Source organism: Pseudomonas sp. AM4(2022) (assembly GCF_036346515.1).
In the GTDB taxonomy this organism is placed as follows: Bacteria; Pseudomonadota; Gammaproteobacteria; order Pseudomonadales; family Pseudomonadaceae; genus Aquipseudomonas; species Aquipseudomonas paracarnis.
In genome coordinates this window covers 80,360-106,795 of the sequence record NZ_JAOTNW010000012.1, presented here as the reverse complement: position 1 = coordinate 106,795, position 26,436 = coordinate 80,360, and the positions used below count along the sequence as shown (strand labels likewise).

20 protein-coding genes and 2 pseudogenes are annotated in these 26,436 nt (G+C 59.2%); 20 read left to right on the top strand and 2 right to left on the bottom strand.

The annotated features are described in order from the left end of the window. Nucleotides 1-71 precede the first annotated feature (71 nt). From ODQ19_RS17790 to ODQ19_RS17760, 7 genes are all read left to right on the top strand, one after another. The gene (locus ODQ19_RS17790; RefSeq protein ID WP_073522965.1) at nt 72-1,580 is read left to right on the top strand and encodes a sigma-54-dependent transcriptional regulator; all 1,509 of its coding nucleotides are present in this window, start codon (nt 72-74) and stop codon (nt 1,578-1,580) included. A gap of 414 nt (nt 1,581-1,994) precedes the next feature. Further along, the gene (gene gcvH / locus ODQ19_RS17785; RefSeq protein ID WP_015885597.1) at nt 1,995-2,378 is read left to right on the top strand and encodes a glycine cleavage system protein GcvH; all 384 of its coding nucleotides are present in this window, start codon (nt 1,995-1,997) and stop codon (nt 2,376-2,378) included. A 10-nt stretch (nt 2,379-2,388) separates the two neighbouring features. Further along, entirely contained in the window at nt 2,389-5,226 is a 2,838-nt protein-coding gene (gene gcvP / locus ODQ19_RS17780; RefSeq protein WP_330210775.1) for an aminomethyl-transferring glycine dehydrogenase, read from the top strand. A gap of 160 nt (nt 5,227-5,386) precedes the next feature. Continuing rightward, nucleotides 5,387-6,763 (top strand): L-serine ammonia-lyase, encoded by a 1,377-nt coding sequence (locus tag ODQ19_RS17775; RefSeq protein WP_034128553.1) that lies wholly within the window; start codon nt 5,387-5,389, stop codon nt 6,761-6,763. A 39-nt stretch (nt 6,764-6,802) separates the two neighbouring features. Next, nucleotides 6,803-7,927 (top strand): glycine cleavage system aminomethyltransferase GcvT, encoded by a 1,125-nt coding sequence (gene gcvT, locus ODQ19_RS17770; protein WP_330210774.1) that lies wholly within the window; start codon nt 6,803-6,805, stop codon nt 7,925-7,927. Between the two features lie 393 nt (nt 7,928-8,320). Beyond that, complete coding sequence (locus ODQ19_RS17765) at nt 8,321-8,539, top strand: cold-shock protein (RefSeq protein ID WP_003193835.1); 219 nt, start codon at nt 8,321-8,323, stop codon at nt 8,537-8,539. 94 nt (nt 8,540-8,633) lie between these two features. Further along, nucleotides 8,634-9,122: an RDD family protein gene (locus ODQ19_RS17760; protein WP_034128556.1), complete on the top strand. Its 489-nt coding sequence runs from the start codon at nt 8,634-8,636 to the stop codon at nt 9,120-9,122. 120 nt (nt 9,123-9,242) lie between these two features. On the opposite strand, the pseudogene nadA (ODQ19_RS17755) reads toward ODQ19_RS17760, so the two are convergent. Next, a pseudogene (nadA, locus tag ODQ19_RS17755) lies at nt 9,243-9,413 on the bottom strand (quinolinate synthase NadA); the annotation flags it as partial. Nucleotides 9,414-9,627: 214 nt separating this feature from the next. Here nadA (ODQ19_RS17755) and ODQ19_RS17750 point away from each other — a divergent pair. From ODQ19_RS17750 to ODQ19_RS17690, 13 genes and pseudogenes are all read left to right on the top strand, one after another. Next, nucleotides 9,628-10,197: an acyl carrier protein gene (locus ODQ19_RS17750; protein ID WP_330210773.1), complete on the top strand. Its 570-nt coding sequence runs from the start codon at nt 9,628-9,630 to the stop codon at nt 10,195-10,197. A 10-nt stretch (nt 10,198-10,207) separates the two neighbouring features. Continuing rightward, nucleotides 10,208-11,482, top strand: coding sequence for a beta-ketoacyl-[acyl-carrier-protein] synthase family protein (locus ODQ19_RS17745; protein ID WP_330210772.1), 1,275 nt, complete (start codon nt 10,208-10,210; stop codon nt 11,480-11,482). A 1-nt stretch (nt 11,483) separates the two neighbouring features. Next, the gene (locus ODQ19_RS17740) at nt 11,484-12,551 is read left to right on the top strand and encodes a beta-ketoacyl synthase (RefSeq protein ID WP_330210771.1); all 1,068 of its coding nucleotides are present in this window, start codon (nt 11,484-11,486) and stop codon (nt 12,549-12,551) included. Continuing rightward, complete coding sequence (locus ODQ19_RS17735) at nt 12,548-13,846, top strand: beta-ketoacyl-[acyl-carrier-protein] synthase family protein (RefSeq protein ID WP_330210770.1); 1,299 nt, start codon at nt 12,548-12,550, stop codon at nt 13,844-13,846. Before ODQ19_RS17740 ends, ODQ19_RS17735 begins: the two co-directional genes overlap by 4 nt. After that, nucleotides 13,843-15,060, top strand: coding sequence for a beta-ketoacyl synthase N-terminal-like domain-containing protein (locus ODQ19_RS17730; protein ID WP_330210769.1), 1,218 nt, complete (start codon nt 13,843-13,845; stop codon nt 15,058-15,060). The genes ODQ19_RS17735 and ODQ19_RS17730 overlap by 4 nt, the downstream gene beginning before the upstream one ends. 36 nt (nt 15,061-15,096) lie before the next feature. Beyond that, nucleotides 15,097-17,964 (top strand): aminotransferase class III-fold pyridoxal phosphate-dependent enzyme, encoded by a 2,868-nt coding sequence (locus ODQ19_RS17725; RefSeq protein ID WP_330210768.1) that lies wholly within the window; start codon nt 15,097-15,099, stop codon nt 17,962-17,964. 9 nt (nt 17,965-17,973) lie between these two features. After that, complete coding sequence (locus tag ODQ19_RS17720; RefSeq protein ID WP_330210767.1) at nt 17,974-18,711, top strand: SDR family NAD(P)-dependent oxidoreductase; 738 nt, start codon at nt 17,974-17,976, stop codon at nt 18,709-18,711. Then, on the top strand, nt 18,708-19,472 hold the full coding sequence (locus tag ODQ19_RS17715; RefSeq protein ID WP_330210766.1) for an SDR family NAD(P)-dependent oxidoreductase: 765 nt from the start codon (nt 18,708-18,710) through the stop codon (nt 19,470-19,472). The genes ODQ19_RS17720 and ODQ19_RS17715 overlap by 4 nt, the downstream gene beginning before the upstream one ends. A gap of 2 nt (nt 19,473-19,474) precedes the next feature. Beyond that, a complete protein-coding gene (locus ODQ19_RS17710; RefSeq protein ID WP_330210765.1) occupies nt 19,475-20,758 on the top strand; it encodes a DUF1302 family protein in 1,284 nt (427 codons plus the stop codon). Nucleotides 20,759-20,806: 48 nt separating this feature from the next. After that, on the top strand, nt 20,807-21,637 hold the full coding sequence (locus tag ODQ19_RS17705; RefSeq protein WP_330210764.1) for an outer membrane lipoprotein-sorting protein: 831 nt from the start codon (nt 20,807-20,809) through the stop codon (nt 21,635-21,637). Nucleotides 21,638-21,672: 35 nt separating this feature from the next. Continuing rightward, a complete protein-coding gene (locus ODQ19_RS17700) occupies nt 21,673-24,267 on the top strand; it encodes an efflux RND transporter permease subunit (protein ID WP_330210763.1) in 2,595 nt (864 codons plus the stop codon). Nucleotides 24,268-24,391: 124 nt separating this feature from the next. Continuing rightward, the gene (locus ODQ19_RS17695; protein WP_330210762.1) at nt 24,392-24,775 is read left to right on the top strand and encodes a MerR family transcriptional regulator; all 384 of its coding nucleotides are present in this window, start codon (nt 24,392-24,394) and stop codon (nt 24,773-24,775) included. Between the two features lie 217 nt (nt 24,776-24,992). Then, nucleotides 24,993-25,202, top strand: a pseudogene (locus tag ODQ19_RS17690) (RDD family protein); the annotation flags it as partial. Nucleotides 25,203-25,337: 135 nt separating this feature from the next. On the opposite strand, the gene nadA (ODQ19_RS17685) reads toward ODQ19_RS17690, so the two are convergent. Next, nucleotides 25,338-26,396 carry a quinolinate synthase NadA gene (gene nadA / locus ODQ19_RS17685; RefSeq protein WP_003193840.1) on the bottom strand — a complete coding sequence of 353 codons (1,059 nt, stop codon included), beginning with the start codon at nt 26,394-26,396 and terminating at the stop codon, nt 25,338-25,340. Between the last annotated feature and the right edge of the window lie 40 nt (nt 26,397-26,436).

Genomic DNA, 26,436 nt, shown 5'->3' with positions numbered 1-26,436 from the left:
CCACATTTTGATCTCCACCGGCTCCAAGGCATACTGGCCACCCTCAGCACTCCAGAATCAAGATCCGCCCCATGCGTATCCACGTCAGCTTCATCGACCGCGTCGGCATTACCCAGGAAGTCCTGGCCTTGCTCGGTGGGCGCAATCTCAATCTGGATGCCGTGGAGATGGTGCCGCCCAACGTCTATATCGACGCGCCGACCCTCAGCGCAGAGGTGCTCGAAGAACTGCGCGACGCGTTGTTCAGCGTGCACGGCGTGCAGGCGGTGAAGGTGGTCGACATCCTTCCGGGCCAGCGCCGCCACTTGCAACTCGACGCCCTGCTGGCGGCCATGACCGACCCGGTACTGGCTTTGGACAGCGCTGGCAAGATCCTGCTAGCCAACCCGGCGTTGATCGCCTTGTACGGGCGCGAACCGGCCGGGGAAAGCATCGCCGAGCTGTTCGATGATCCGGCCTTGCTGGAGACCCTGCTGGAGCAGGGCTTTCGCTTGCCGCTACGCGAGATCAGCGTGAACGGCCAAACCCTGCTGCTGGGCGCCACGCCGATCACCGACGCCGGCGCCCTGCTCACCCTCTACCAGCCCAACCGTATCGGCGAACAACTGTCGGCGCTGCACCATGACCATGCCGAAGGGTTTGATGCGCTGTTGGGCGAATCCCCGGCGATCCGCACGCTCAAGGCACGGGCGCAACGGGTGGCGGCGCTGGATGCACCGCTGCTGATCCAGGGCGAAACCGGCACCGGCAAAGAGCTGGTGGCCCGCGCCTGCCACGCCATCAGTGCGCGTCACAGTGCGCCGTTTCTGGCATTGAACTGCGCGGCACTGCCGGAAAATCTCGCCGAAAGTGAATTGTTCGGCTATGCGCCTGGCGCCTTTACCGGCGCGCAACGCGGTGGCAAACCGGGGCTGATGGAGCTGGCCAACCAGGGCACGGTATTTCTCGATGAGATCGGTGAGATGTCGCCGTACTTGCAAGCCAAACTGCTGCGCTTTCTCAACGACGGCAGCTTTCGCCGCGTCGGTGGCGACCGCGAGGTGAAGGTCAATGTGCGCATCCTCAGCGCCACCCACCGCGACCTGGAAAAGATGGTCAGCGAAGGCACCTTTCGCGAAGACCTGTTTTACCGGCTCAACGTGCTCAACGTCGCCGTGCCGCCTTTGCGTGAACGCGGCCAGGACATCCTGCTGCTGGCGCGCTACTTCATGCAGCAAGCCTGCGCGCAGATCCAGCGCCCGGTCTGCCGTCTGGCGCCGGGTACCTATCCAGCCCTGCTGGGCAACCACTGGCCGGGCAACGTGCGGCAGTTGCAAAACGTAATCTTCCGCGCTGCCGCCATCTGCGAAAGCAGCCTGGTGGACATCGGCGACCTGGACATCGCCGGCACCTCTGTAGCGCGCCAGAGCGATGGCGAAGTCGACAGCCTGGAACAGGCCGTGGAAGACTTCGAGCGCAGCCTGCTCGAAAGCCTCTACAGCCGCTACCCCTCGACCCGCCAACTGGCCAGCCGGTTGCAAACCTCCCACACGGCTATCGCCCATCGCCTGCGCAAATACGGCATTCCCAACAAGCCTTGAGCCATGTTCCATCCACTGTAGGAGCGAGCTGGCTCGCGAAAAACGCGAGGGCGCTACGTTCATCCAGGCTTCCCGGGTCATCGTTGACGATCTTCGCGAGCAAGCTCGCTCCTACAATGGGGCGCATTCCAGATTTGGTCTGAGAACGACATTCCCTGTACTGAAAGCGCTACAGCGTAACGATATCGCTACAACCCTGTTTTTTGCGCGCCATGCAAGGCTTTGATCCACATAGGCTTTTTTTCCCGCACCTGACTGTAGCGAAATCGCTACAGTGCATTCGATGAAGCTTATAGCTAAATTTATTAAGTCATTGATCTATAAAGACTTAATAACGTTGGCCGCGATATTGCTAAGCAACTCCCCATTATTCCAATCCCGTCCACCAGACGATTCTGGCCCTGAGGAGTTTCCATGAGCGAGTTGCGTTTCACTGAAGATCACGAATGGCTGCGCGCCGAAGCCGATGGCAGCGTCACCGTGGGTATCACCGCGTTTGCGCAGAACGCGCTGGGTGATGTGGTTTTCGTGCAGCTGCCAGAGTTGCAGGCTTACGACAAGGGCGCCGAAGCCTCTACAGTGGAATCGGTCAAGGCCGCCAGCGGTGTGTACATGCCGTTGGACGGTGAAGTCCTCGAAGTCAACGACAAGCTCGATGGCAGCCCGGAACTGGTCAACGAAGACCCGATGGGCGAAGGCTGGTTCTTCCGCTTTAAACCGGCCGATGCCAGTGCAGTGGCTAAGCTGTTGGATCAGGATGCATACGACCGCCTGATCAAAGCCAACGCAGAAGCTTGAGGAGCGCGCCATGACCGTTAATCTGACCACCGCCAACGAATTCATCGCCCGCCACATCGGCCCGCGCCAGGAAGATGAGCAGCAAATGCTCGCCAGCCTGGGGTTTGATTCCCTCGAAGCCCTGAGCGCCAGCGTGATCCCGGAAAGCATCAAGGGCACCAGCGTGCTCGGCCTGGAAGACGGCCTGAGCGAAGCCGAAGCCCTGGCCAAGATCAAGGCCATCGCTAGCCAGAACCAACTGTTCAAGACCTACATCGGCCAGGGCTACTACAACTGCCACACGCCGTCGCCGATCCTGCGCAACCTGCTGGAAAATCCGGCCTGGTACACCGCCTACACGCCGTATCAACCCGAGATTTCCCAAGGCCGCCTGGAAGCCCTGCTGAACTTCCAGACCTTGATCAGCGACCTCACCGGCCTGCCGATCGCCAACGCCTCCCTGCTTGACGAAGCCACCGCCGCCGCTGAAGCCATGACCTTCTGCAAGCGCCTGAGCAAGAACAAAGGCAGCCACGCCTTCTTCGCGTCGGTGCACAGCCACCCGCAAACCCTCGACGTATTACGCACCCGTGCCGAACCACTGGGCATTGATGTGGTAGTGGGCGATGAGCGCGAACTGACCGACGTCACCCCGTTCTTCGGTGCGCTGCTGCAATACCCGGCCAGCAACGGCGATGTGTTCGACTACCGCGAACTGACCGAACGCTTCCACGCCGCCAACGCACTGGTCGCCGTGGCCGCCGACCTGCTGGCCCTGACCCTGCTGACGCCGCCGGGTGAATTCGGCGCCGACGTCGCCATTGGCAGCGCACAACGCTTTGGCGTGCCACTGGGCTTCGGTGGCCCGCACGCGGCGTACTTCTCCACCAAGGATGCGTTCAAGCGCGACATGCCAGGCCGTCTGGTCGGCGTTTCCGTCGACCGCTTCGGCAAGCCGGCCCTGCGCCTGGCCATGCAGACCCGCGAGCAACATATCCGCCGCGAGAAAGCCACCAGCAACATCTGCACCGCTCAAGTGCTGCTGGCCAACATCGCCAGCATGTACGCCGTGTACCACGGCCCCAAAGGCCTGACCCAGATCGCCCAGCGCATTCACCAGTTGACCGCGATCCTGGCCAAGGGCTTGACGGCCCTGGGCCAGAACGTCGAACAGGCACACTTCTTCGACACCCTGACCCTCAACACCGGCGCCCACACCGCAGCCCTGCACGACAAGGCCCGCGCCCAGCGCATCAACCTGCGCGTGGTGGATGGCGAGCGCGTTGGCCTGTCGGTCGACGAAACCACCACCCAGGCCGATATCGAGGCCTTGTGGGCCATCTTCGCGGACGGCAAAACCCTGCCAGCCTTTACCACCACCGACAGCACCCTGCCGAGTGCGTTGCTGCGCCAGTCGCCGATCCTCAGCCACCCGGTGTTCAACCGTTACCACTCGGAAACCGAGCTGATGCGCTACCTGCGCAAGCTGGCCGATAAAGACCTGGCCCTGGACCGCACCATGATCCCGCTGGGCTCGTGCACCATGAAGCTCAACGCCGCCAGCGAAATGATCCCGGTGACCTGGGCCGAATTCGGTGCCCTGCACCCGTTCGCCCCCGCCGCGCAAAGCGCCGGCTACCAGCAACTGACCAGCGAACTGGAAGCCATGCTGTGTGCAGCGACCGGTTACGACGCGATCTCCCTGCAGCCCAACGCCGGGTCCCAAGGTGAGTACGCCGGCCTCTTGGCCATCCGCGCCTATCACCAGAGCCGTGGCGAAGAACGTCGCGACATCTGCCTGATCCCGTCATCAGCCCACGGCACCAACCCTGCGACCGCCAACATGGCCGGCATGCGCGTCGTGGTGACCGCTTGCGATGCACGCGGCAACGTCGACATCGAAGACCTGCGCGCCAAGGCCATCGAACACCGCGAGCACCTCGCCGCACTGATGATCACCTACCCGTCCACCCACGGCGTGTTCGAGGAAGGTATCCGCGAAATCTGCGGGATCATTCATGACAACGGCGGCCAGGTGTACATCGACGGCGCCAACATGAACGCCATGGTCGGCCTTTGCGCACCGGGCAAGTTCGGCGGCGATGTGTCCCACTTGAACCTGCACAAAACCTTCTGCATCCCCCATGGCGGTGGCGGCCCGGGCGTTGGCCCGATTGGCGTCAAGTCGCACCTCACGCCGTTCCTGCCCGGCCACGCGGCCATGGAACGCAAGGAAGGCGCGGTATGCGCCGCACCGTTCGGCAGCGCGAGCATTTTGCCGATCACCTGGATGTACATCAGCATGATGGGCGGTGCCGGCCTCAAGCGTGCGTCGCAGTTGGCGATCCTGAATGCCAACTACATTTCCCGCCGCCTGGAAGAGCATTACCCGGTGCTGTACACCGGCAGCAATGGCCTGGTGGCCCACGAATGCATCCTGGACCTGCGCCCGTTGAAAGACAGCAGCGGCATCAGCGTGGACGACGTGGCCAAGCGCCTGATCGACTTTGGTTTCCATGCACCGACCATGTCGTTCCCGGTGGCCGGCACCTTGATGATCGAGCCGACCGAAAGTGAATCCAAGGAAGAACTGGACCGCTTCTGCGACGCCATGATCGCCATCCGCGAAGAAATTCGCGCAGTGGAAAACGGCACCCTCGACAAAGACGACAACCCCCTCAAGAACGCGCCGCACACGGCTGCGGAACTGGTGGGCGAATGGAGCCACCCTTACAGCCGTGAACAAGCGGTGTACCCGGTGGCGTCGTTGATCGAAGGCAAGTACTGGCCACCGGTTGGCCGGGTCGACAACGTGTTTGGTGATCGCAACCTCGTCTGCGCGTGCCCTTCTATCGAGAGCTACGCCTGATCTGACTGGAGATACGCGGCCAGTGTGGGAGCTGGCTTGCCTGCGATAGCGGTGTATCAGCCGACAGTGATGTTGCCTGACCCACCGCTATCGCGGGCAAGCCCGGCTCCCACATTGACCGAGTCCACCTCAGAAAATAATAAGAAACCGGAGAACAACCATGTCCCTTAGCGTGTTCGACCTGTTCAAGATTGGCATCGGCCCCTCCAGTTCCCACACCGTCGGCCCGATGCGTGCCGCCGCTCGATTCGTCGAGGGGCTCAAGCGTGACAACCTGCTGGAGGCCACCACCGGCATCAAGGTGGAACTCTATGGATCGCTGGGCGCCACCGGCAAAGGCCACGGCAGCGACAAGGCTGTGTTGCTGGGCCTGGAAGGCGAACACCCGGACACCGTGAATACCGAAACCGTGGCTGCACGCCTGGCGCAGATGCGCAGTGACGGGCGCCTCAACCTGCTCGGCGAACACAGCATTGCGTTCAACGAGAAAGAACACCTGGCGATGATCCGCAAGCCCCTTGCCTATCATCCCAACGGCATGATCTTTCGTGCCTTTGACGCCGCCGGCATCCAGACCCGCAGCCGCGAGTACTACTCCGTCGGTGGCGGTTTCGTGGTGGATGAAGACGCGGCGGGCGCCGACCGTATCGTCGAAGACGCCACACCCCTGACCTTCCCGTTCAAACACGCCAAGGACTTGCTCGGCCATTGCACCACCTATGGCCTGTCTATCAGCCAGGTGATGCTGACCAATGAAAGTGCCTGGCGCCCGGAAGCGGAAACCCGCAGTGGTTTGTTGAAAATCTGGCAGGTCATGCAGGACTGCGTCGATGCCGGCTGTCGCAACGAAGGCATCTTGCCCGGTGGCTTGAAGGTCAAGCGCCGGGCAGCGGCCTTGCACCGGCAGTTGTGCAAGAACCCGGAGTCGGCGCTGCGCGACCCGCTGTCGGTGCTCGATTGGGTCAACCTGTATGCGCTGGCAGTCAACGAAGAAAACGCCAATGGCGGGCGCGTGGTCACTGCGCCCACCAACGGCGCGGCTGGGATCATTCCCGCCGTGCTGCATTACTACATGCGTTTTATCCCCGGCGCGAACGAAGACGGCGTGGTGCGCTTTTTGCTCACTGCGGCCGCCATCGGCATTTTGTACAAGGAAAACGCTTCGATCTCAGGCGCCGAAGTCGGTTGCCAGGGCGAAGTCGGCGTGGCCTGTTCCATGGCCGCAGGCGCACTCTGCGAAGTGCTGGGCGGCAGCGTCTCCCAAGTGGAGAACGCCGCCGAGATTGGCATGGAACATAACCTCGGCCTGACCTGCGACCCGATTGGCGGGCTGGTGCAGGTGCCGTGCATCGAGCGCAATGCCATGGGCTCGGTGAAGGCGATCAATGCGGTGCGCATGGCCCTGCGTGGCGACGGGCAGCACTTTGTGTCCCTCGACAAGGTCATCCGCACCATGCGCCAGACCGGCGCCGACATGAAAAGCAAATACAAGGAAACCGCCCGTGGCGGTTTGGCGGTCAACATTATCGAGTGCTGACGCCCACAAGCGCGTCGGCACGTTTTTCAGGAGCTGAATATGTCCACCGAAACCCTGTTGAAAACTCCTCTGCACGCCTTGCACCTCGAACTCGGCGCGCGCATGGTGCCCTTCGCCGGCTACGACATGCCAGTGCAGTACCCATTGGGCGTGATGAAAGAACACCTGCATACCCGTGAACAGGCCGGGTTGTTTGACGTGTCCCACATGGGCCAGATCCGCCTCTCCGGCTCCAATGCCGCCAAGGCCCTGGAAACCCTGGTGCCCGTCGATATCATCGACCTGCCGGTGGGTATGCAACGCTATGCGATGTTCACCAACGAGCAAGGCGGCATCCTCGACGACCTGATGGTCGCCAACCTGGGCAACGATGAACTGTTCCTGGTGGTCAACGCCGCCTGCAAGGACCAGGACCTGACGCACCTGCGCACACATATCGGCGACCAATGCACCATCGAACCGCTGTTCGAAGAACGCGCCCTGCTGGCCCTGCAAGGCCCGGCGGCAGTGAAAGTATTGGCGCGCCTGGCCCCTGAAGTCACCCAGATGACCTTCATGCAATTCGCCACCCTGCGTTTGCTGGGCGTGGAGTGCTACGTCAGCCGCTCCGGCTACACCGGTGAAGACGGTTTTGAAATCTCCGTGCCGGCGGCCAATGCCGAGAGCCTGGCCCGCAGCCTGCTGGCCGAAACAGAAGTACAGGCCATCGGCCTGGGCGCCCGCGATTCCCTGCGCCTGGAAGCCGGCCTGTGCCTGTACGGCCACGACATGAACACCGACACCACGCCAATCGAAGCCAGCCTGTTGTGGGCGATTTCCAAGGCTCGGCGTGCCGATGGCGCACGGGCCGGCGGCTTCCCTGGCGCCGACCGCATCTTCACCCAACAGCAAACCGGTGTGGCGCGCAAACGCGTGGGCCTGCTGCCGCAGGAGCGTACCCCGGTGCGTGAAGGCGCTGAAATTGTCGATGCACAAGGTACGGTTATCGGCAGCGTCTGCAGCGGAGGCTTTGGCCCAACCTTGGGTGGCCCGCTGGCGATGGGTTACCTGGACAGCGCATTTGTCGCACTGGATACCGAACTTAGCGCAATGGTACGTGGGAAAAAGGTGCCACTGCGTGTAAGTAAAATGCCATTCGTTCCGCAACGTTACTACCGTGGCTGATTGACTGTTTCTATAAGTAACGCGGTTGCGTTAATGTGCACTAAACTGTAACGCAACCGCCATAAAACAGTGCACTCACGATAGGCTTTTTTATAGCTGACGTCCTATAACAAGTGAATAACTCTATCGAATAAGCCGGCATCAGAACATTCAACAAAGTGTCATGAGAGCCAGTAAAATCAAGGCCTGCCCAAGGGCTTGTTTTTTTCATATTAGTTGGCGTAGAGTTTGCCCACTGTGTTTGCATGGGTCGCTTGGAACCTGGACCTGGGCAGTAGCTCAAGTAGTTTGCTACAACCCGTTCGACGTCTCTTACTTTCCTGCAACCCAGCCCAGTACTCTTTCGTGTGAAAGGGGCTGTCATTAATTTTTAGCGTCAAAGGAAAGAAGAAAATGTCGGATAGCAAACGTCAGAGCGGTACCGTCAAGTGGTTCAACGACGAGAAAGGGTTTGGTTTTATCACGCCTGAAAGCGGGCCGGATCTGTTCGTGCATTTCCGCGCTATCCAGGGCAACGGCTTCAAGAGCCTGAAGGAAGGCCAGAAGGTCACCTTCGTTTCAGTCCAAGGCCAAAAAGGCCTGCAAGCTGACGAAGTACAAGCAGAAGGCTGATCCTTGCTGCGACAAAAAGCCCCTGATATGACATCAGGGGCTTTTTTATGGGCGCCATTGCGTAAACTGCGTGCTTTCTCCAGAGAGCCCTGCCATGTCCAAACCCCTGTTGAGCCCCCAGGGCGAATTCCCCGCCGTTGGCCTGGGCCGTCGCCTGGCAGCGATGTTCTACGATTTCCTGCTGTGCACCGCCCTGCTGATCGTCACGGCGTTTATCTACAAGCTGGTATGGATCGCCTTCGTGGGCGAAGCGAAGATGCGCACGCTCACCGAGTCCGGCGCGCTGGACGGTGACCCGTTGCTGTCGACGATCCTGTTGTTTGTGCTGTTCGGGTTCTTCGCCAAGTTCTGGACCCATTCGGGGCAAACCCTGGGCATGCAGGTGTGGGGCGTGCGCGTGCAAAACGCTGACGGCTCGCGGATCAGCCTGTGGCAGGCATTGTTGCGTTTTGTGGTGTCGATTGCGTCATGGTTGTGTGTGGGGCTGGGGTTTATCTGGTCGTTGTTCGATAAACACAAACGCAGCTGGCATGACATCTATTCGGATACCCAACTGGTGCGGATTCCGAAGCAAAAGAAATAACTCAGATGTGGGAGCTGGCTTGCCTGCGATAGCGGTTTTGCAGTCAAAACACCTGTGACTGTTACACCGCTATCGCAGGCAAGCCAGCTCCCACATTTTGATTTGTGCTCAGCCTGAGGGTCAGGCGTTGCCGGCCAGCTTCAACCGTGCAGCCTGGGTAAAGTCGAGCATGCGCTTGAGCGGCCGTACCGCCTGCAGAATTACCGCCGGTTCCACGAAGATCTCATTACTGCCCTCCCGCAAACACCGCAACGTGCGCTCCAGCGTATTCATCGCCATCCACGGGCAGTGAAGCGGCGCAAGGCTACAGAATATCCAACGGATTCAAAATCCTAATCTAGCTTTAAGACCTGCGTCTGTGAGGCAAAAAAAAAGGAACGGCACACTCCCTTCGACCCTCGGACGAAATTTTACGCCCTCCAAACTCAGAAATTACCTACATAAAAATATTTCCTCAAGGCCGATTCTCCCCACCACTATTTACGCGTTAGTGGGGAGATTGCCTTTGAACAATCCGTTAGATTTGAACAGCGTCATTACCACCACCCAGGAAATCCTCGCGCAGCTATTGGTGATGGACATCGCCGATGTGAATGAGCACAGCAGCATCCTGGAAGATCTCGGTGCCGACTCTCTGGATATTGTCGACCTGAGTTTTCAGCTAGGCCGCCACTATGGCTGCACGCTGCCCAAAACCAGCGTGCTCGATCATGCAGTAGCGGTGCTTGGCGATGTCGGCGACCTGGTCGAAAAAGGCCGCATCACGCCGGCCGGTGTCGAACTTCTGGAGCACAGCTTGAGCGCGTTTGCTCCCAAACAACTGCGCAGCGGCATGCAGCCGGCCGAGATATTCGCGGCCACGACCGTGCGTAACTGGGCCACGCAGTGCTACCGGATGTTTGATTACTTGCCCACGACCTGCCCTGAGTGTGAAGCAGACCTGGCTTGTCTCAACGACCGTCGTCAGGTGGTGTGCTGCGGTTGCAGTGCGCGTTTGACGCCGATGGAAGGTGATGAAATCTCTCGCCACCTGGTCGAACAGTTCGCCGCGTCTCGTTTGCCGAAAGTGGTCTAGGAGTTTGCGCATGGACCCCCGAGAGGTTTTAGTTACGGGCTACGGACTGGTAGCCCCTACGGTAATGAATGCTGAGACCCTGTTTTCAAAGATCAGTGAAAAACGTTCGTGTATTCGTCAACACCCCGTGTTTGCCGACCTGGGCTTCGCGGTGAGCGCCGCCGGTTATATCGAGCACGCACAATGGCAAGCAATGGCCGCGCAGGTTGCATTTGATGCAACAACACTGCCGCGCCAGAGCCTCCTCGCTGAATTCGTCGCACGGCAGGCACTCCAGCAGGCGGGCCTGGTTCCCACCGATTTTTCCCGCGTGGCAAGCGGCGTGTTCCTAGGCGCCAACAAGCACTGTGTGAGCCTTGACCTGCAAGAGGCAAGTCGCCATATGGACGCCACTGGCAGCGTCGACCTTGATCGCTACTTGGACAACCACATACTGGTCGGCGGCCCGTTCACTCGGCGACTAGACCAACAGACGGTGCATATCGCTCGCCTGCTTGGCATTCGCGACCATATCAGCACCCATTCCGATGCCTGCGCGGCTGGCACTATGGCAATCGGTAGCGCGTTTCGCGCCATTGAGCGCGGTGACATTGACCTGGCCGTGTGCGGCGCCGTCGAGTTGATGGCCCACGAATTGTCCTACTACAGCTTCGACGGCCTGGGTGCGATATGCCAGCGTGCCGACCTCGCGCCCGAACACCAGAGCCGCCCGTTCATGAACGACCGCTGTGGCTTCGTCCTCGGCGAAGGCGCGGCGATGATCGTGCTGGAGTCCAGAGAGCATGCCGAACGACGCAAGGTCCGCCCCATCGGCCGGGTCTTGGGCTACGCCAATTACTGCGAAGCACAAAAGATCACCTCCAGCAGCCGCGACGGCAGCCACTACGCCCACTGCATGAACGCAGCCATCACCAGTGCCGGCCTCGACAGCGACGCCGTGGACCACGTCAATACCCATGGCACCTCGACCCAAGCTAACGATCGCAGTGAAGCCCTGGCTATTAAGCGGGTGTTCGGCATGGGTTTGAGCACGATGACGTTTACCGCCAACAAATCGGCAATAGGTCACTCCCTCGCGGCCAGTGGCGCCATCGAAGCGGTGCTATCACTGATGACGTTGCAGCAAGGCGTGGCGTTACCCACCCTTAATTATGACCCCGCAAATGCCGAGTTCCCTGAATTGAACTTCCTGACCGAAGCACAGCAACAGCCCATCAAGGTGGTGCTGTCCAATTCGTTCGGTTTTGGCGGAGTCAACAGTTCGTTGGTGCTGGGAAAAATATGAGATGAACAACTCTCAAACAAAGCCCGTTTACCTGATCGCCGCTTCTGTACTCAACAACGCCGGCAACGAGTGCACCGATTTACACGGCCCGGTGCCGGTGGCACAAGCGTTGGATTTTTGTCCAAGCTTATTGGCCTACCCGGTGACCGTACCCCGCTTACCGACCACGGTGTTCAACCGCAAAATTCAACGCAGTGTCGAACCTCAGGGCGCCAGGCTGCTGTACTGCGCAGGGCGCCTGGCCGGCCCGCTGCACGATTTGCACCTCGCCGGCGAGCGGATTGCGCTGATGGCCGCCATTCCTGAAGTGGATGGCCCCAGCTCCTGCTGGGAGGCCGTGCAGGCCATCGCCGAACAACCGGATGCGCTGCTTGCAAAACTGTTTGCGCATACACCGCCCCTGCATGCGCTGATGATGCTCAATAGCAGCGTCATGGCCTATGTTGCCGAAGCACTGCACTGCCATGGCCCGATGGGTGGTTTCTGCTCACAAAGCAATGCTGGGGTCGATGCGCTGATAGAGGCGTTTGAGCACATCGCCGGTGATCGCGCCGATGCTGGCGTCGTGGTCAGCAGTAGCCCGAACCTCTCGCCTGCGCTGTATCTACGCAGCAGCACTGAAAACTATCCTCAGGCAGCCCCGGACCTTCATGGAGAAGGCGCGGCGGCGCTGTTGCTGACCTCATGCCCGCCAGCGAGCGGCATAAGCGCGCTGCGCATTGCAGGATTCGCCCGTGGCTACAACGCGTCGCACGAACGTTCGAGCGCCGTGGCACAGCGGGTCATCCAGCAAGCATTAAGCAGGGAGAAACTAGGTTTGCGCGACCTAAGGCGCGTTGTCGCCGCACCGAGTACGCCATTTCTGCGCCTTCTGTTCGCAGACACCCAGCCGGTTTTCCACAGCTCCCGGCACATGACCGGTGACTTGGGTGCCAGCGCCTTACTGACCGAAATTGCCCTGGCACTTCACGATCAAGCCGACGGATATACCTTGCTGCTCAATCACAGTCGCGCAGGCCATTGGGGCGCCGTATTACTTGCCAACGAAACCACGGAGAAACAGGCATGAGCCTACCAAGGATTGTGATAACCGGCCTGGGTGCCGTGACCGGGTTCGGTTTCGAATGGCAAACAATGTGGGAGCAGATGCTGCGCGGCGAGCATTGCATCCGCCCATGGCAACCCGAAGGTGTGGCCGACGGCACCTTCCCGGTGCGGTTCGCGGCGCCCGTGGACAACCGCCAACTGCCGGACTACCTGCAAGACCATCCCGCCTGGCAGACGCCCTTGGAAAAACGCAGCCGCTGGGGTTGGGTGGCTGCTAGCCAGGCCATTACCGACAGCGGTCTGAGCCCCGCGCAACTGCGGGATGCCGCCGTACTGTGTGCCTCCGGCGTACCAGCACACAACATCCAAGACATGCTGTTGAGCGTCTGCGACCAACAGAATACCCCCCCGGCATGGCGCTATTTGATGGACAAGGCCAGTCAGGTCGATGCCGTCCACTCGCTGCGCCAGAGCAACGACCGCCTGGCCCGAGTGATCGCCGACGACATCGGTTGCGAAGGCCCGGTGATCAACATCAGCAGCGCCTGTGCGGGAGCGTCCCAGGCCATCGGCAATGCATTCCAGATGATCCGTCGGGGAGACGTCGAGGTCGCTATCGCAGGCGGTGCCGATTCGGTGTTGAGCCTAGACACCATGACCGCACTTTACCTGTTGGGCGCAGCGAGCACCGAGCAACGCTGGGGCACCGAGCTTTGCCGTCCATTTGATCACCATCGCAGCGGCCTGGTTGCTGGTGAAGGCGGTGGTTTTGTAGTGCTCGAAACCCTGGAGCGGGCACTCGCCCGTGGTGCTGTGCCCTATGCCGAAGTGCTGGGTTTTGGCAGCAGCCTGGACGGCTACAAGGTCACTGCACCCGACCCGCAAGGGAGAGGAGCCGCCCTTGCGATGCAGACGGCCTTGCACGATGCCGGCATTCGCCCGCAGCAGGTGGACCATATCAACGCACACGGTACCTCCACCCCGCTCAACGATGCCGCCGAAACCCTGGCCATCAAGTCGGTATTCGCCCAGGGCGAGCACTATCGAAGGCTGTCGATCAACGCCAACAAATCCCAATTCGGGCACTTGATCGCCGCCGCCGGTGCTCCCGAGTTGATCATCACGGCACTGGCTTGCAAACATGACCGGATTACCCCGACCCTCAACCTTCACGATGCCGCCACCGACTGTGACCTGGACTACTGCGCCCACCAAACGGTGAACCGTCGCGTCGATGTGGCGCTGAGCAACTCATTTGGCTTCGGCGGGCTCAATACCTGCCTGGTAGTGGGTAAATACCAGGAGCATGCAGAATGATCACCGTACCCACACCAATTGCGATTGCCGGCAGCGGCTGTGTACTGGCCAGCGGTTGGGGCGTGGATTCGTTCTGGTCGGCGGCCTGTGAATCGCGCAGCGGGATAAAGCCGTTGCGCTCGTTGCAGTTTCACAGCGAGCGGGTCACGGCCTTCGGCCAGATCCACTATGACGACCACCAACGCTGCCGACAGGACCTTGCCAAAAACTTGCATCGTTACTGCACGCCTGCCGTCATCTGGGGCGTCAGCGCAGTACGCCAGGCACTGGTCGAAGCCAATTTGGACCCAGGCGCCGATGACTTGACCTACGGTCTTTATTGCTGCCAGGGCGGCTATACCCACCCGTCGCTGGCCTCGTACGGCGAGTTGCTCCACGAATGTCGCCAAGACAAAGGCGCGGATATGCACCACCTAGCCCGACGCATTTTGCAGGAGCGAGCGCAGGACCCGTTCCTGGTGCTTAAAAGCCTGAGCAATATTCTGTTGGGCGTGGTCAGCCTGGCACTCAAGCTTGAATGCGAATGCAACGCCTACATGCAGGGCGTCTCCGGCAACCTGGCGGCATTGCGTGAGGCCTGCGCCGCCTTGCATAGCGGACGTATTGACGTGGCCATCATCGTAGGCGCGGGCAGCGAACTCGATGCATTGGCACTCAGCGCCCTGGTACAGGCCGGTACGATAAGCGCCAACGGCTCGCACACACTGCGGCCTTTCGATGTGCAAGGCACTGGAGGCATCGCCGGCGAAGGCGCGGCGGCCTTGGTGTTGCGCCGACGCGAAGCACTCGGCGATGAAGCCCAGGTGCTCTTGCAAACAATGGCCGCCCACGTGGCGATCAATACATTGAGCCTGCCTGACCAGCAACCCGATTTGTTGGTATGCGGCGGTTCCGGCAACCCCGACAAAGACCGACAGTTGAGCCACACGTTGGCCCAAACCGGCTCCGCCCAAATTACCAGTGGCGTGCCGGTGACCGGCCTGCTCAGCGCGGCCCCAAGCCTGGCAGATCTGATCCTGGCCCGCTGCGCGCTGCTCGCCCAATGTGTTCCGCCGATTGCCGGGTTAGACCAACCGGTGGCCACGAACCTTTCCTTTGTGATGGGGGCGGCCCATTCGACGAAGCTCAACGATTGCCTGGTTCTCAACCACGACGACAACGGTTTCAGCGCTTTCTACCAATTGAAGTACAGCGATCGGGCCAGCAACGCCTGACGTTTTGTACGCCCCCTACCTTCAAAAGGATACGTAATGGATTATCGTGATTTTGTGCGCCCAAAATTTGTTGACCTGCTCCAGGCCCTGGGTCTGGAGTGCGAGTTTCAACGTGCTCTAGGCAGCAAATTGTTCTACCGCAACCGCCAGGGTGAGGAGGTCACTGTGACTGATTTTCTCGGCGGCTATGGCGCCGCCTTGTTCGGTCACAACGACCCACGGCTTGTCGACCAACTCTGCACCCTGCTGCGCTCCAACGTCCCCTTTAATGCCCAGATGTCGATTCGTGGTACGGCCGGATCCTTGGGGCGTGCATTGAGCGACGCCTTCAATCGTGAATTGAAGAACAGCGAAACGTACATTTCGACCTTTTCCAACAGTGGTGCCGAGGCGGTAGAAATCGCCGTCAAGCATGCCGAGTTTCGCCGTCAGAAAAACTTGCAACGCCAGTTCGACGAGCTCGACTTTACCTTGGCTCAATTGAGCTCCAGCGACCACGCCTACCGCGAGCTAGATGTCGCTGACCTCAATTTGCCGGAGGGCCTGTTACCTGCGCACCTGACCACAGCCACGGTGCGCCAAGTGGTTGAGGCGGTACGCCAACACAACCTCGCCGAATTGCACGTCGAGCCGGTCTTCGTCGCGTTGCGCGGCAGTTTTCACGGGAAGCTGGTCAACACCGTGCAACTGACATATGGCCGACAGTATCGCCAACCGTTCGCACGCTTCGGTCTGAACGTGGAGTTCATCGACCCTCAGTCTCCCCACCAACTCCAAGAGGTGCCGGCGCGCCACACCCGGTATTGGCTGACCGTTCAATGGAGCCGAGATCAACTGGTAGTCAAGCCTGATGCGTTCAGCGCGATCACTGCAGTGTTGATAGAGCCGATCCAGGGGGAAGGCGGCATCCTCGAATTCCCGACGGACTTTTACCGCGCATTGCGCCGCCTGTGTAATGAGCAGCAGTGCCCATTGATCATCGACGAAGTGCAGTCCGGATTCGGACGTACTGGCACCTTCCTGGCCAGCAGTCATTTCAACCTGCAAGGCGATTACTACTGCTTGTCCAAGGCTCTGGGCGGTGGATTGATGAAGATCGCGGCCACCGTGATTCGCAGCAGCCACTATGAGCAAGACTTCAGCTATATCCACAGCTCGACCTTCGCGGAAGACGACGCCTCCTGCCATATCGCCCTGGAGGCGCTCAATCGTCTGTTCGCCGATGACCATGCGATGCTCAAAGACATACACAATAAAGGTGAATACCTAAAGGCGTCACTGCTCGAGCTGAAAGCGGCGTATCCCGAGGTCATCGCCGATGTCCGTGGTCGCGGTCTATTGCTGGGCGTTGAACTGCATGACCAAAGCACCAACAGCTCACTGGTGCAGGCATCGGCCCAGTACAACGATGCGTTGGGTTACCTGATTGCCGGTTACCTGTTGCAGTTCGAAGCCTTGCGCGTGGCGCCTTCGGGCAGCAACTCTAATGTAATCCGCCTGGAACCCCCCGCGTGCATCACTTTGGTGGAGATCGACGGACTGATCAAAGCCCTGCATAAAGTCTGCGACATGCTGCAGCGCGGAGACGCCTTCCCGTTGGCCGCCACCGTCTGCAATGACTTGATCCCGGTGATCGCTTCCCGCGACTCTGGCTTCCAGGTCGCCGACGACGCCCATGCCACGCAGGACGCGCCTATCGTCGCGCGCGTGGCCTTCATCAACCACTTGATCGACGCCGACATTCTCGGTGATGTCGACCCGTCATTGAGCCAACTGAGCACCGAGCAAAAGCGTGTGTTCTTGCAGCGCACAGCGCCGGAGCGCCGGGCTGCGCCCATCGGCCCGGTGGTGATTCGTTCACAACTGGGAATGGCCGTCGAGTTCACTTTGTACCCGTTGAGCATGGACTCCAACGCCATGGCGGATTACATCATCAGCGGCGACCTTGAGGGGATTCGCACAGAAGTCGGCAATCGCATCCTCGACGCCCGCGCCGACGGCTACCGCGTTGCCGGTTTGGGAATGTACACCTCCATCGTGACTAATAACTGCCAAGCCCTGAAAATCCCGGACATGGCGCTGACCTCCGGCAACGCCCTAACCATCGGTATGGGCCTTGAGGCGATCGAGCAAGGCTGCAGGCAAAAGGGGCTTGAACTATGCACGCAAACGGCGGCCGTGGTCGGCGCAGCTGGAAACGTGGCCTCTACGTATGCGTCTCTGCTGTCAGTTACGGTCGACCACTTGATCTTGATTGGCAGCGGCCGCGATGGCTCGGTCCGCCGCCTGGAAAAAACCGCTCAACTGATCTACGCCGACGCTTCCCGCTCGATTCTTAAGGGCACGGCCGCCGAGGATGTGCTGGCGCAGCGACTGCTCAAAATCGACGGCATCCATGCATTGCTGCAGGACTATGGCAGCAGCCCGCAGTTGGGTTTGCGGGTCTCGCGCCTGGTGCAAGAGCGCCTGGGTGCCAACGCATTCATTACCGTTACCGATGATCTGCAAGCCCTCAAGCGCGCCAGCATCGTGTTGTGCGCGGCAAACGCGGCACAGCCGTTCCTCGACGCCGAACACTTTGCCGAACACAGCGTGATTTGCGACATCGCCGTGCCCTTGAACGTTGACCAAACGATCAGCGTCCAGCGCAGCGACGTGCTCTACATGCATGGCGGCATCGTCCAGACGCCGCTCAACGATGGGCTGGCGCCGAATGTGCGGGCCTATCTGAAACAGGGCCAGTTGTATGCCTGCATGGCCGAGTCGGTACTGATGGGACTGGCGGGGATCACTCAGCATTATTCCTACGGTGACATCCGCCGCGAGCAAGTGCAGCAGATCCGTGCCCTGGCGGCAATCCATGGCTTTGGCCTGGCGCAGTTCAAGACCCATAATTCACTCTAAGGAACGACCATGCCCACTAAAACAGCGGTAGTCACTGGAGGCAGTCGCGGCATCGGCAAAGCGATCGTCCTGGCACTGGCCGAGGCCGGCTATCAGGTCGCATTCAGCTACGTGCGTGACAAAGCAGCGGCCCTGGCGGTGTGTGATGATGTTGAAAGGATAGGCGGTGAATGCCTCACGTCTCAATGTGATATCAGCGACACCGACAGCATCAAGGTTTTTTTCGAACGGGTTGAAGAGCGTTTCGAGCGCATCGACCTGTTGGTGAATAACGCCGGTATCACCCACGATGGCTTGTTAGCGACGCTATCGACTGAGGCGATCTGCGCGGTGATCCAGACCAACCTGATCGGCAGCCTGCTCTGCTGCCAACAGGTGGTGCCCGGCATGATGCGCCAGCGTCAAGGCTGCATCATCAACCTGAGTTCGGTGGCTGCACAAAAGCCTGGAAAGGGTCAAAGCAGCTACGCCGCCGCCAAAGGCGGTGTGGAGGCGCTGACACGTGCCCTGGCGGTTGAGCTGGCACCGCGCAATATCCGCGTCAACGCAGTCGCGCCAGGTATCGTCAGCACCGACATGACTGCGGCTTTGCTCGAAACCCACGAGCAGGAAGTGCAGTCGCGACTATTGATCAAGCGTTTTGCCATGCCGAGGGACATCGCCGAGGCCGTGCTGTACCTCGCCGAGCGCGCGACGTATGTGACCGGCGAAGTGCTGTCGGTCAATGGCGGGTTGAAAATGCCATGAACGCACCTCGGACGTTTTTGATTTCCGGCGCCGCCAACGGCATCGGCCGGGCAGTGGCGGAACTCTTCGCCAACGACAAAGCCCATCACCTGATCCTGATCGATCGTGACCTGGCACATCTCCAGAGCTGGGTAGGCGCCGGAACATTTTCCGCCAATATTGAAACTCATGGCGTCGATATAGCCGACCTTTCGAACGTGCAGACGCTATTCAACGACCTGTCGAAGCGCCTCGGTTACATCGATGTATTGGTCAACAGCGCCGGAGTCTGCAACGAGAACGAACCGGAGGACCTTGACAACTGGCACAAGGTGATTTCCGTCAATCTGACCGGCACCTTTTATGTCACCTCGCTATGTGTGCCACTGCTGGCGGATCGGGGACGAATCATTAATTTGTCGTCGATTCTTGGCCGCATTGGCAAAGTCCGCAACACCGCCTACTGCGCCTCCAAGCACGGCATTATCGGCATGACAAAGGCACTCGCGCTGGACCTTGCGCCGCGCCTGATTACCGTGAACGCGATTTTGCCGGCCTGGATCGACACGCCGATGTTGCAAGGCGAACTGGCAACCCAAGCCAGTATTGCCGGGATAAGCCAGGAGCAGATCCTGCGCAATGCCAAGAAAAAACTGCCCCTGCGCCGTTTTATCCAGGCCGACGAAGTCGCCGCCATGGTGCGTTACCTAGTCAGCACGGAGGCCTCCGGGGTCACGGCCCAGAGCCTGATGATCGATGGCGGCTCCGGATTGGGGATGTAACCATGAATACAGCATTGCTCACGCGCAGCCTGCTGTTTTTCCTAGTATCGCTGGCGCCGCAACTGGCCGGCGCAGACCTGCTGCCGGCGCATGCCAGTGCGCAACTGGGACTGGTGAGTGCAACGCGCCTGCACGGTGAAGATCCTGTCACCCAGAAGGCGGTGTATTTCAAGGCCAACTTGGAAGATAACTGGGACAGCGGCTACTACAAGGCCGAGGGCCGGCTACGCTACGACGCACGCTATAACGGGCATAACCCCTACAGCCAGTCGGCACGTGATGACTATCACTTCAGTGCCGACTGGCGGCAACTGTATTGGGGCCATTACCTAGGTGACGGTGAAGTGACTGTTGGCTGGCAGCAAGTCGTCTGGGGCCGCGCCGATGAGCTGCGGGTACTAGACCAGATCAACCCCGTCGACTACCGCGAAGGGGTGACGGCGCTGCTCGAAGACAGCCGTATCGCCGTACCGATGGTGCGTTTGACCCAACCGATGGGCGAATGGGAAGTGGAAGCCTTGTGGATCACCGACTTCCTGAAAAACCAGGCGCCCGCCCCGGGCAGCGAATTCGACGCCCCGTTGTTCGCTGTACCGGATCCAGATCTGTTTGTGGTTGGTTCCAAGCCTGATTACAGGGGGCAGAAGGGCTTTTCCTATGGGGTGGGCGCCAACGGCCGGATCGGCTCGGTGGACGCCAGTTTTGTCGCCCTTAATGCACGCCAGCAAGACCCTGTGTATGTGGTCGAGGGCATCGCCGACGATCAGCGCGTCATCCTCGAACGCCAATTCCCTCGTTACAGCATGGGCGGCGCCGGCCTGGCGATCGACGCTGGCCATAGCGTAGTGGTACGCAGTGAGTTGAGCTATGTCGATCGCTGGTACGTCACCAACCCCCAGCGCACGCAAGGCAGCAGCCAGAGTCCGATGGTCCGGTCCTTGTTGGGGGTCGACTACCTGCTACGCAACTGGCTGATTTCCGTGCAATGGCAAGAACAGCAGTTGCTGGACTGGCAAGCAGGCATGGTGCAGGACAAACGCCTGCCGTTGTTCACGCTATCCGCTGAGGGTACCCACCTGCGTGACCGACTCAGATCCAGATTGGTGCTAGCAATGTCACCGCCCGCGAAGGACGACGCCTTGCTGCAAGGCATCTTCTCCTACACCCCCGTGGACTGGCTAAAGCTGGGACTGGAAGTGGATGTATTTTTTGGCAGGCAGGACCGCACCTTTGGCCAGTACAGCCAACGCGATCAGCTTCGTATGTCAGCCAGTTACGTGTTCTAAGCCCAGTTCAAACCTCAATAAAAACCGCCTGAAGAAAAGGTTATGTTTATGTTACAGCCATTCAAAGCTCTGACCACCAGCCTGCTGATATTCACCAGCATAGTTGCGCAGGCCTCCCCGAACGCCGACGAAATCATCCGCCAGGCCCGTGACCGCAATGACGGCAAGAGCTTCATGTCGCAGGTCTCGTTGATCCTGCTGGACAAATCTGGCAACAGTCGCGTACGCGAGTTCAGCTACTTGCAAAAGGATTACGCGGACAGTGACAAATTCACCTTGTTCTTCTCGGCCCCCAATGATGTACGCAACGTGGCCTTCCTCATCGAAAACCCACACGAAGCCCTGAATGCCGAGGACAGCCAGTGGATGTACTTACCAGTCAGCCGGCAGACCCGTCGGATCTCGACCACCGACAAGCGTGGCGCGTTTATGGGCAGCGACTACTCCTACGCGGATATGGACAAGATCCGCGCCGATGACTACCGCCAGACGCTATTGGGCGAAGAAACCATGGGTGGGCGCGAATGCTATGTCATCGAACGCACACCGGTGTCTGCGCAAATCCTGGCCAAGACCGGCTACAACAAGCTCAAGGTCTGGATCGACAAGCAGAACAAGCTGGTAATGCGCGAAGATTTCTTCGACGTCAAGGGCGTGATGTTCAAGCAGATGCGTACGCTCAAAGTCGAGACCATTGATCACATCGACAGCATCACCCTCAGCGAGACCGAAGACTTCGTTACCGGCACACGCTCCCAACTGCGCTTCAACCAGCTTCAATACAACGTCGAACTGGACGACTGGCTGTTCAACCAGACCGCGATCAAGCGCGGCCTAAAAACCGGCGACCTGCCGGAATTTGCCGTATCCGCCCGCTGACTACTGCGCCTGCCTTTCGTGGAACTGATTGAACTATGGAACGATACCTGAACTTCGTTGACCGCTATGCGCGCACGATTGTAGTTGTGCTGGTGATGATCACAGCCTACTTCACCTATGCCCTCGGCTCGCTCATGTCGGACACCAACCCCTACTTACTCAAGGAAAGCCACCCAGCGCGCCAAACCATCATCGAGCTACAACGTGAGTTCACGGGTACCTATGACTCAGTCTTGGTCGCCCAGAGCAATGCGCACAGCGTGTTTAACACGCAGTCGCTCAACGCTCAATTCGAAATATCCCAAGCTCTTCGGCGGATGATGCTGGCCAATGCCGACGATGAAGTCGAGTTGCGCCGCATTGTCGGCCAGCACAAGGGCGACAGTCGCGCTCAACGGTTGGCTACCGACATCCTGAGCGACGGGTTTAGCCAAAACGATTATCCCCAGGCAAAAGCCCTGCGCGACCATGCTCGAAGCCTGGGCTGGGATGAACGCGACCAGCAGTTTCTTACGTTTCTGGCGGAACGGATCAATCCGATCCAGGAAATGGCTTCGATGGCAGACCTTGAAAACATAAGCGTGGGCGTGGACGGCGAACTGTGGATCCACAAGACCCTGCACGGCTTGGACATGGACCCGCACGCCGTCGAAGCACAGATCATGGGCAACGAGCAAATGGTTGGCGGGGTGGTATCCCCGGACAAAAAAGTCGCGGTGGTGGTGGCAGAGTTGGGCACCAAGCAAGACGACGCCCAAGCGCAATTGCGGGCTTACCAACAAGTTCGCCAGATTGTCGCCGACTACCAGAGCAAAAACCCTCAATTCACCGATGAAGTGTTTATCGCTGGGACGCCGATTTTCATCGCCGCACAACAAGAGATCATCGATCACGACCTGGCGTTGCTGTTCCCTATCGTGTTCCTGCTCGTAACCGCCATGCTGGTGTTTTTTTTCCGCAAACCCATGGGCGTGCTCCTGCCGCTGTTCAACATTCTGTTCTGCACCATCTGGACGTTGGGGCTGATGGCGTTGCTGAAGGTGCCCATCGACTTGCTCACTAGTGTGCTGCCAGTCTTTTTGTTCACCATCTGCTGTTCCGACGCAATCCATGTGATGGCTGAGTACTATGCACAACTCGATACCGGCAAGGCGCATCGCGAGGCCAACCGCGAGACTATGCGCCGCATGGTGGCCCCGGTCGTACTGACCACTGTGACGACCATCGCCACCTTTATAATCTCAACTACCAACAACATCGTCAGCATCCGCAATTTCGGCATCTTTATGTCCATAGGGCTTACCGCCGCGCTGATCATCTCGCTGCTGTTGATCCCTGCGTGGATATCCATTTGGGGCAAAGACCAGCCGCGGCGTGAAACTGTGCATAAAGAGTCGATTATCTCGCGTTACCTGGTAGGTTTTTGCGCGCGCATGATCCATTGGCGCAAGCCGGTGCTACTCATTAGCTCGCCCTTGCTGGTGTTAATGACAGTGCTCACCTTCATGGTCGATATCGAAGACTCGGGCATCGCCTACTTCAAGAAAGACAGCCCGGTGCGCGTTTCCGACGAGCTAATCAACCGATCCAAGATCGCGGGTACCTCCCCGGGCTGGATCGCGTTCGACTCCAAGACCCCTCGCGGCGCGTTGACCACTGAAACGGTACAGTTCCTCGACAAGCTTGATCACTTTCTCAAGTCCCAGCCAAACGTCAGCTACACCTATTCGGTGGCTGCTTACGTCAAGCGCATGAACCTTGTGCTCAATGACATGAACTCCGATTACCTGCGTGTGCCGCAGGCTGTAGAACAGGTGACATCAACCAACGATGAAGGGCAGACAGAAATCTTTGAGGTCGACGGTAACTCGCTGATTGAGCAACACATCATGATGTTCGAGAACAGTGGCGGTTCCGACCTGCAGAACGTGCTCAACGCTGATTATTCCAAAGCCTTGACGCTTTACACCATGACGTCCTCGGTGGCCAGCGACTACAAAGACCTGCTGGATCGCCTGGACGCCTGGCTGTCGGTAAACAAGCCGGCCAACCTGGAGGTCACTCATGCCGGAACGCCCAAAATCTGGACCGGCATTTTGGCGGAGATCACCCAGGGCCTGGTCCTGAGCTTCTCGCTTGCGGTACTGGTGGTCACGTTGATGATGATGTGCTGGTTGCAGTCAGTCAGGCTGGGCATCTTGGGCATGCTGACGCTACTGACCACCTCGGTGACGGTGTATGGCTGTATGTACCTGTTGGATATCAAGTTGAATATCGGCACCACGCTAGTGACGTTCTTGGTGGTGGGCGTCGTGGATTACGCCGTACACCTGCTGTCACGCATCAAACTGCTGGTCCAGCAAGGTAACCATGTGGACGAGGCGATTCTGATGGCTATGCACAGTGTCGGGCGCTCGACGGTGGTCAACGTGGTGATTTTCTCGGTGGGATTCCTCGCCCTGCTGTTTTCCGCGTACAAGCCCATCATTGATTTGGGAATATTAGTGGCGCTGGCTCTGTTCTCCAGTGGTGTCATGACCATCTTGTTAGTAACGCTGATATCGCCTTGGTTCTTTGCGGCGATCGTGCCCAAGCAGCAAACAGATGAGCGTGAGGGCGCCATAGGCTAGGCGCTTAAAACGGGCGGCACCGAGGATAACCACTGAGTAACCGGGTTCCCACCCCGTAGATATGTGTGAAGATGCGGCGCGCCAAAGTGCGCTCCGCTTCCTTCGCAATAAAAAAGGAAGTTTCATGTATATCGGCAAAACAGCCCTGCTATCAGGCACTACCGTCAAGACGATCCGCTACTATGAAGACATTGGCTTGCTGCCGCAGCCTGCGCGCGAAGGCAAGTATCGGGTCTATAACCAGCAAAGCGTCGAGCTACTGACGTTCATCAAGTGTGCTCAGCGACTGGGCTTCAAGCTCAAGGAAATGCAAGCGATCCTTCAGGACCACAGGGGCAAGGAGCTGCCGCGGGATCTGGCCGAGCAGGCCATTGCGGATAAAAAACTGGAACTGAAAGCCAAAATCCAAAGGTTGCAAAACATCTATGACGGCCTTGAGCAATTTGAAAACAGCCTTATGGACGCCCAACACCAATGCCAGTTTGAGCACCATTCCAAAACGGCCTGAACGAACGTGTCGCGTGAGTTCATAAAGCGGTGTGCAGAGGTGTCAAAGGGCTGTGTTGCCGCGAGCACCTGCCCCCCCCCCAATCGCAGGCAAAAAATCCGAAACTCCTCACTTACGTGGGCCTTCCGGATTTCTAAGTGCCGCTTGGCAGGAATTATTTGTCTGCCCAGCGGTGCCGTTTTAGACGCTTCGCTAGAACGTTTCGAGGTAAGACGCGGGCATGCAGGTGTGGGGCGTGCGCGTGCAAAACGCTGACGGCTCGCGGATCAGCCTGTGGCAGGCACTGTTGCGTTTTGTGGTGTCGATTGCGTCATGGTTGTGTGTGGGGTTGGGGTTTATCTGGTCGTTGTTCGATAAACACAAACGCAGCTGGCATGACATCTATTCGGATACGCAGCTGGTGCGGATCCCGAAGCAAAAGAAGTAATCGCTAAATAGCGCAGATCCAAATGTGGGAGCGGGCTTGCTCGCGAAAGCGTAGTGTCAATCAGCACTTTTGATACTGATCCACCGCTTTCGCGAGCAAGCCCGCTTCCACATTTTTTTCCGCGTACACCTCTGATCAGGCGTTGCCAGCGAGTTTGAGGCGTGCAGCCTGGGTAAAGTCGAGCATGCGCTTGAGCGGCCGTACCGCCTGCGGAATCACCGCCGGCTCCACGAAGATCTCATTACTGCCCTCACGCAAACACTGCAACGTACGCTCCAGCGTATTCATCGCCATCCACGGGCAGTGCGCGCAACTGCGGCAGGCTGCACCGTTACCGGCGGTAGGCGCCTCGACGAAGACTTTGTCCGGGCACAACTGCTGCATCTTGTAGAAGATGCCGCGATCAGTCGCCACGATAAAGGTCTTGTTCGGCAAGCGTTGCGCCGCAGCGATCAGTTGGCTGGTGGAGCCCACCGCGTCCGCCAGTTCGATCACCGAAGTCGGTGACTCCGGGTGCACCAGGATCGCCGCATCCGGGTACAGCGCCTTCATGTCTTCAAGCTGCTTGGACTTGAACTCTTCGTGGACGATGCAGGCACCGTCCCACAGCAGCATGTCGGCACCGGTCTGACGCTGGATGTAGGTACCCAGGTGTTTGTCCGGGCCCCAGATAATGGTCTCGCCGTTGTCCATCAGGCTCTCGACGATTTCCAGCGCGCAACTGGAAGTCACCACCCAATCAGCCCGGGCTTTGACCGCTGCCGAGGTGTTGGCGTACACCACCACGGTGCGCTCGGGGTGTTGATCGCAGAACGCGGAAAACTCATCCACCGGGCAACCCAGGTCCAGGGAGCAGGTGGCTTCCAGGGTCGGCATCAGGATGCGTTTTTCGGGGGTGAGGATCTTGGCGGTCTCGCCCATGAAGCGCACGCCGGCTACCAGTACGGTCTTGGCCGGGTGGGCGGCGCCGAAACGGGCCATCTCCAGGGAGTCGGAAACACAGCCACCGGTTTCTTCGGCCAGGGCCTGAATCACCGGGTCGCAATAAAAGTGGGCAACCAGCACCGCGTCCTGAGCCTTGAGCTCGGCGGCAATGGCGGTTCGCAGGCTCGCCTCTTCGGCAGCGCTGAGCACCTTGGGTTGCTTGGCGTCGAGGTGGGCTTGAACCAATAGGCGTTCGGAAATGTGCGTCATGTTCGCAAGACCTGCAGGCGCAGTAGCGCGAAAGTCGAGT

What these genes read in the sequence shown, in the direction of transcription:
- ODQ19_RS17790 (WP_073522965.1), top strand. Translation starts at nt 72, where the DNA reads ATGCGTATCCACGTCAGCTTCATCGACCGCGTCGGCATTACCCAGGAA.
- gcvH (WP_015885597.1), top strand. Translation starts at nt 1,995, where the DNA reads ATGAGCGAGTTGCGTTTCACTGAAGATCACGAATGGCTGCGCGCCGAA.
- gcvP (WP_330210775.1), top strand. Translation starts at nt 2,389, where the DNA reads ATGACCGTTAATCTGACCACCGCCAACGAATTCATCGCCCGCCACATC.
- ODQ19_RS17775 (WP_034128553.1), top strand. Translation starts at nt 5,387, where the DNA reads ATGTCCCTTAGCGTGTTCGACCTGTTCAAGATTGGCATCGGCCCCTCC.
- gcvT (WP_330210774.1), top strand. Translation starts at nt 6,803, where the DNA reads ATGTCCACCGAAACCCTGTTGAAAACTCCTCTGCACGCCTTGCACCTC.
- ODQ19_RS17765 (WP_003193835.1), top strand. Translation starts at nt 8,321, where the DNA reads ATGTCGGATAGCAAACGTCAGAGCGGTACCGTCAAGTGGTTCAACGAC.
- ODQ19_RS17760 (WP_034128556.1), top strand. Translation starts at nt 8,634, where the DNA reads ATGTCCAAACCCCTGTTGAGCCCCCAGGGCGAATTCCCCGCCGTTGGC.
- ODQ19_RS17745 (WP_330210772.1), top strand. Translation starts at nt 10,208, where the DNA reads ATGGACCCCCGAGAGGTTTTAGTTACGGGCTACGGACTGGTAGCCCCT.
- ODQ19_RS17740 (WP_330210771.1), top strand. Translation starts at nt 11,484, where the DNA reads ATGAACAACTCTCAAACAAAGCCCGTTTACCTGATCGCCGCTTCTGTA.
- ODQ19_RS17735 (WP_330210770.1), top strand. Translation starts at nt 12,548, where the DNA reads ATGAGCCTACCAAGGATTGTGATAACCGGCCTGGGTGCCGTGACCGGG.
- ODQ19_RS17730 (WP_330210769.1), top strand. Translation starts at nt 13,843, where the DNA reads ATGATCACCGTACCCACACCAATTGCGATTGCCGGCAGCGGCTGTGTA.
- ODQ19_RS17725 (WP_330210768.1), top strand. Translation starts at nt 15,097, where the DNA reads ATGGATTATCGTGATTTTGTGCGCCCAAAATTTGTTGACCTGCTCCAG.
- ODQ19_RS17720 (WP_330210767.1), top strand. Translation starts at nt 17,974, where the DNA reads ATGCCCACTAAAACAGCGGTAGTCACTGGAGGCAGTCGCGGCATCGGC.
- ODQ19_RS17715 (WP_330210766.1), top strand. Translation starts at nt 18,708, where the DNA reads ATGAACGCACCTCGGACGTTTTTGATTTCCGGCGCCGCCAACGGCATC.
- ODQ19_RS17710 (WP_330210765.1), top strand. Translation starts at nt 19,475, where the DNA reads ATGAATACAGCATTGCTCACGCGCAGCCTGCTGTTTTTCCTAGTATCG.
- ODQ19_RS17705 (WP_330210764.1), top strand. Translation starts at nt 20,807, where the DNA reads ATGTTACAGCCATTCAAAGCTCTGACCACCAGCCTGCTGATATTCACC.
- ODQ19_RS17700 (WP_330210763.1), top strand. Translation starts at nt 21,673, where the DNA reads ATGGAACGATACCTGAACTTCGTTGACCGCTATGCGCGCACGATTGTA.
- ODQ19_RS17695 (WP_330210762.1), top strand. Translation starts at nt 24,392, where the DNA reads ATGTATATCGGCAAAACAGCCCTGCTATCAGGCACTACCGTCAAGACG.
- nadA (WP_003193840.1), bottom strand. Translation starts at nt 26,396, where the DNA reads ATGACGCACATTTCCGAACGCCTATTGGTTCAAGCCCACCTCGACGCC.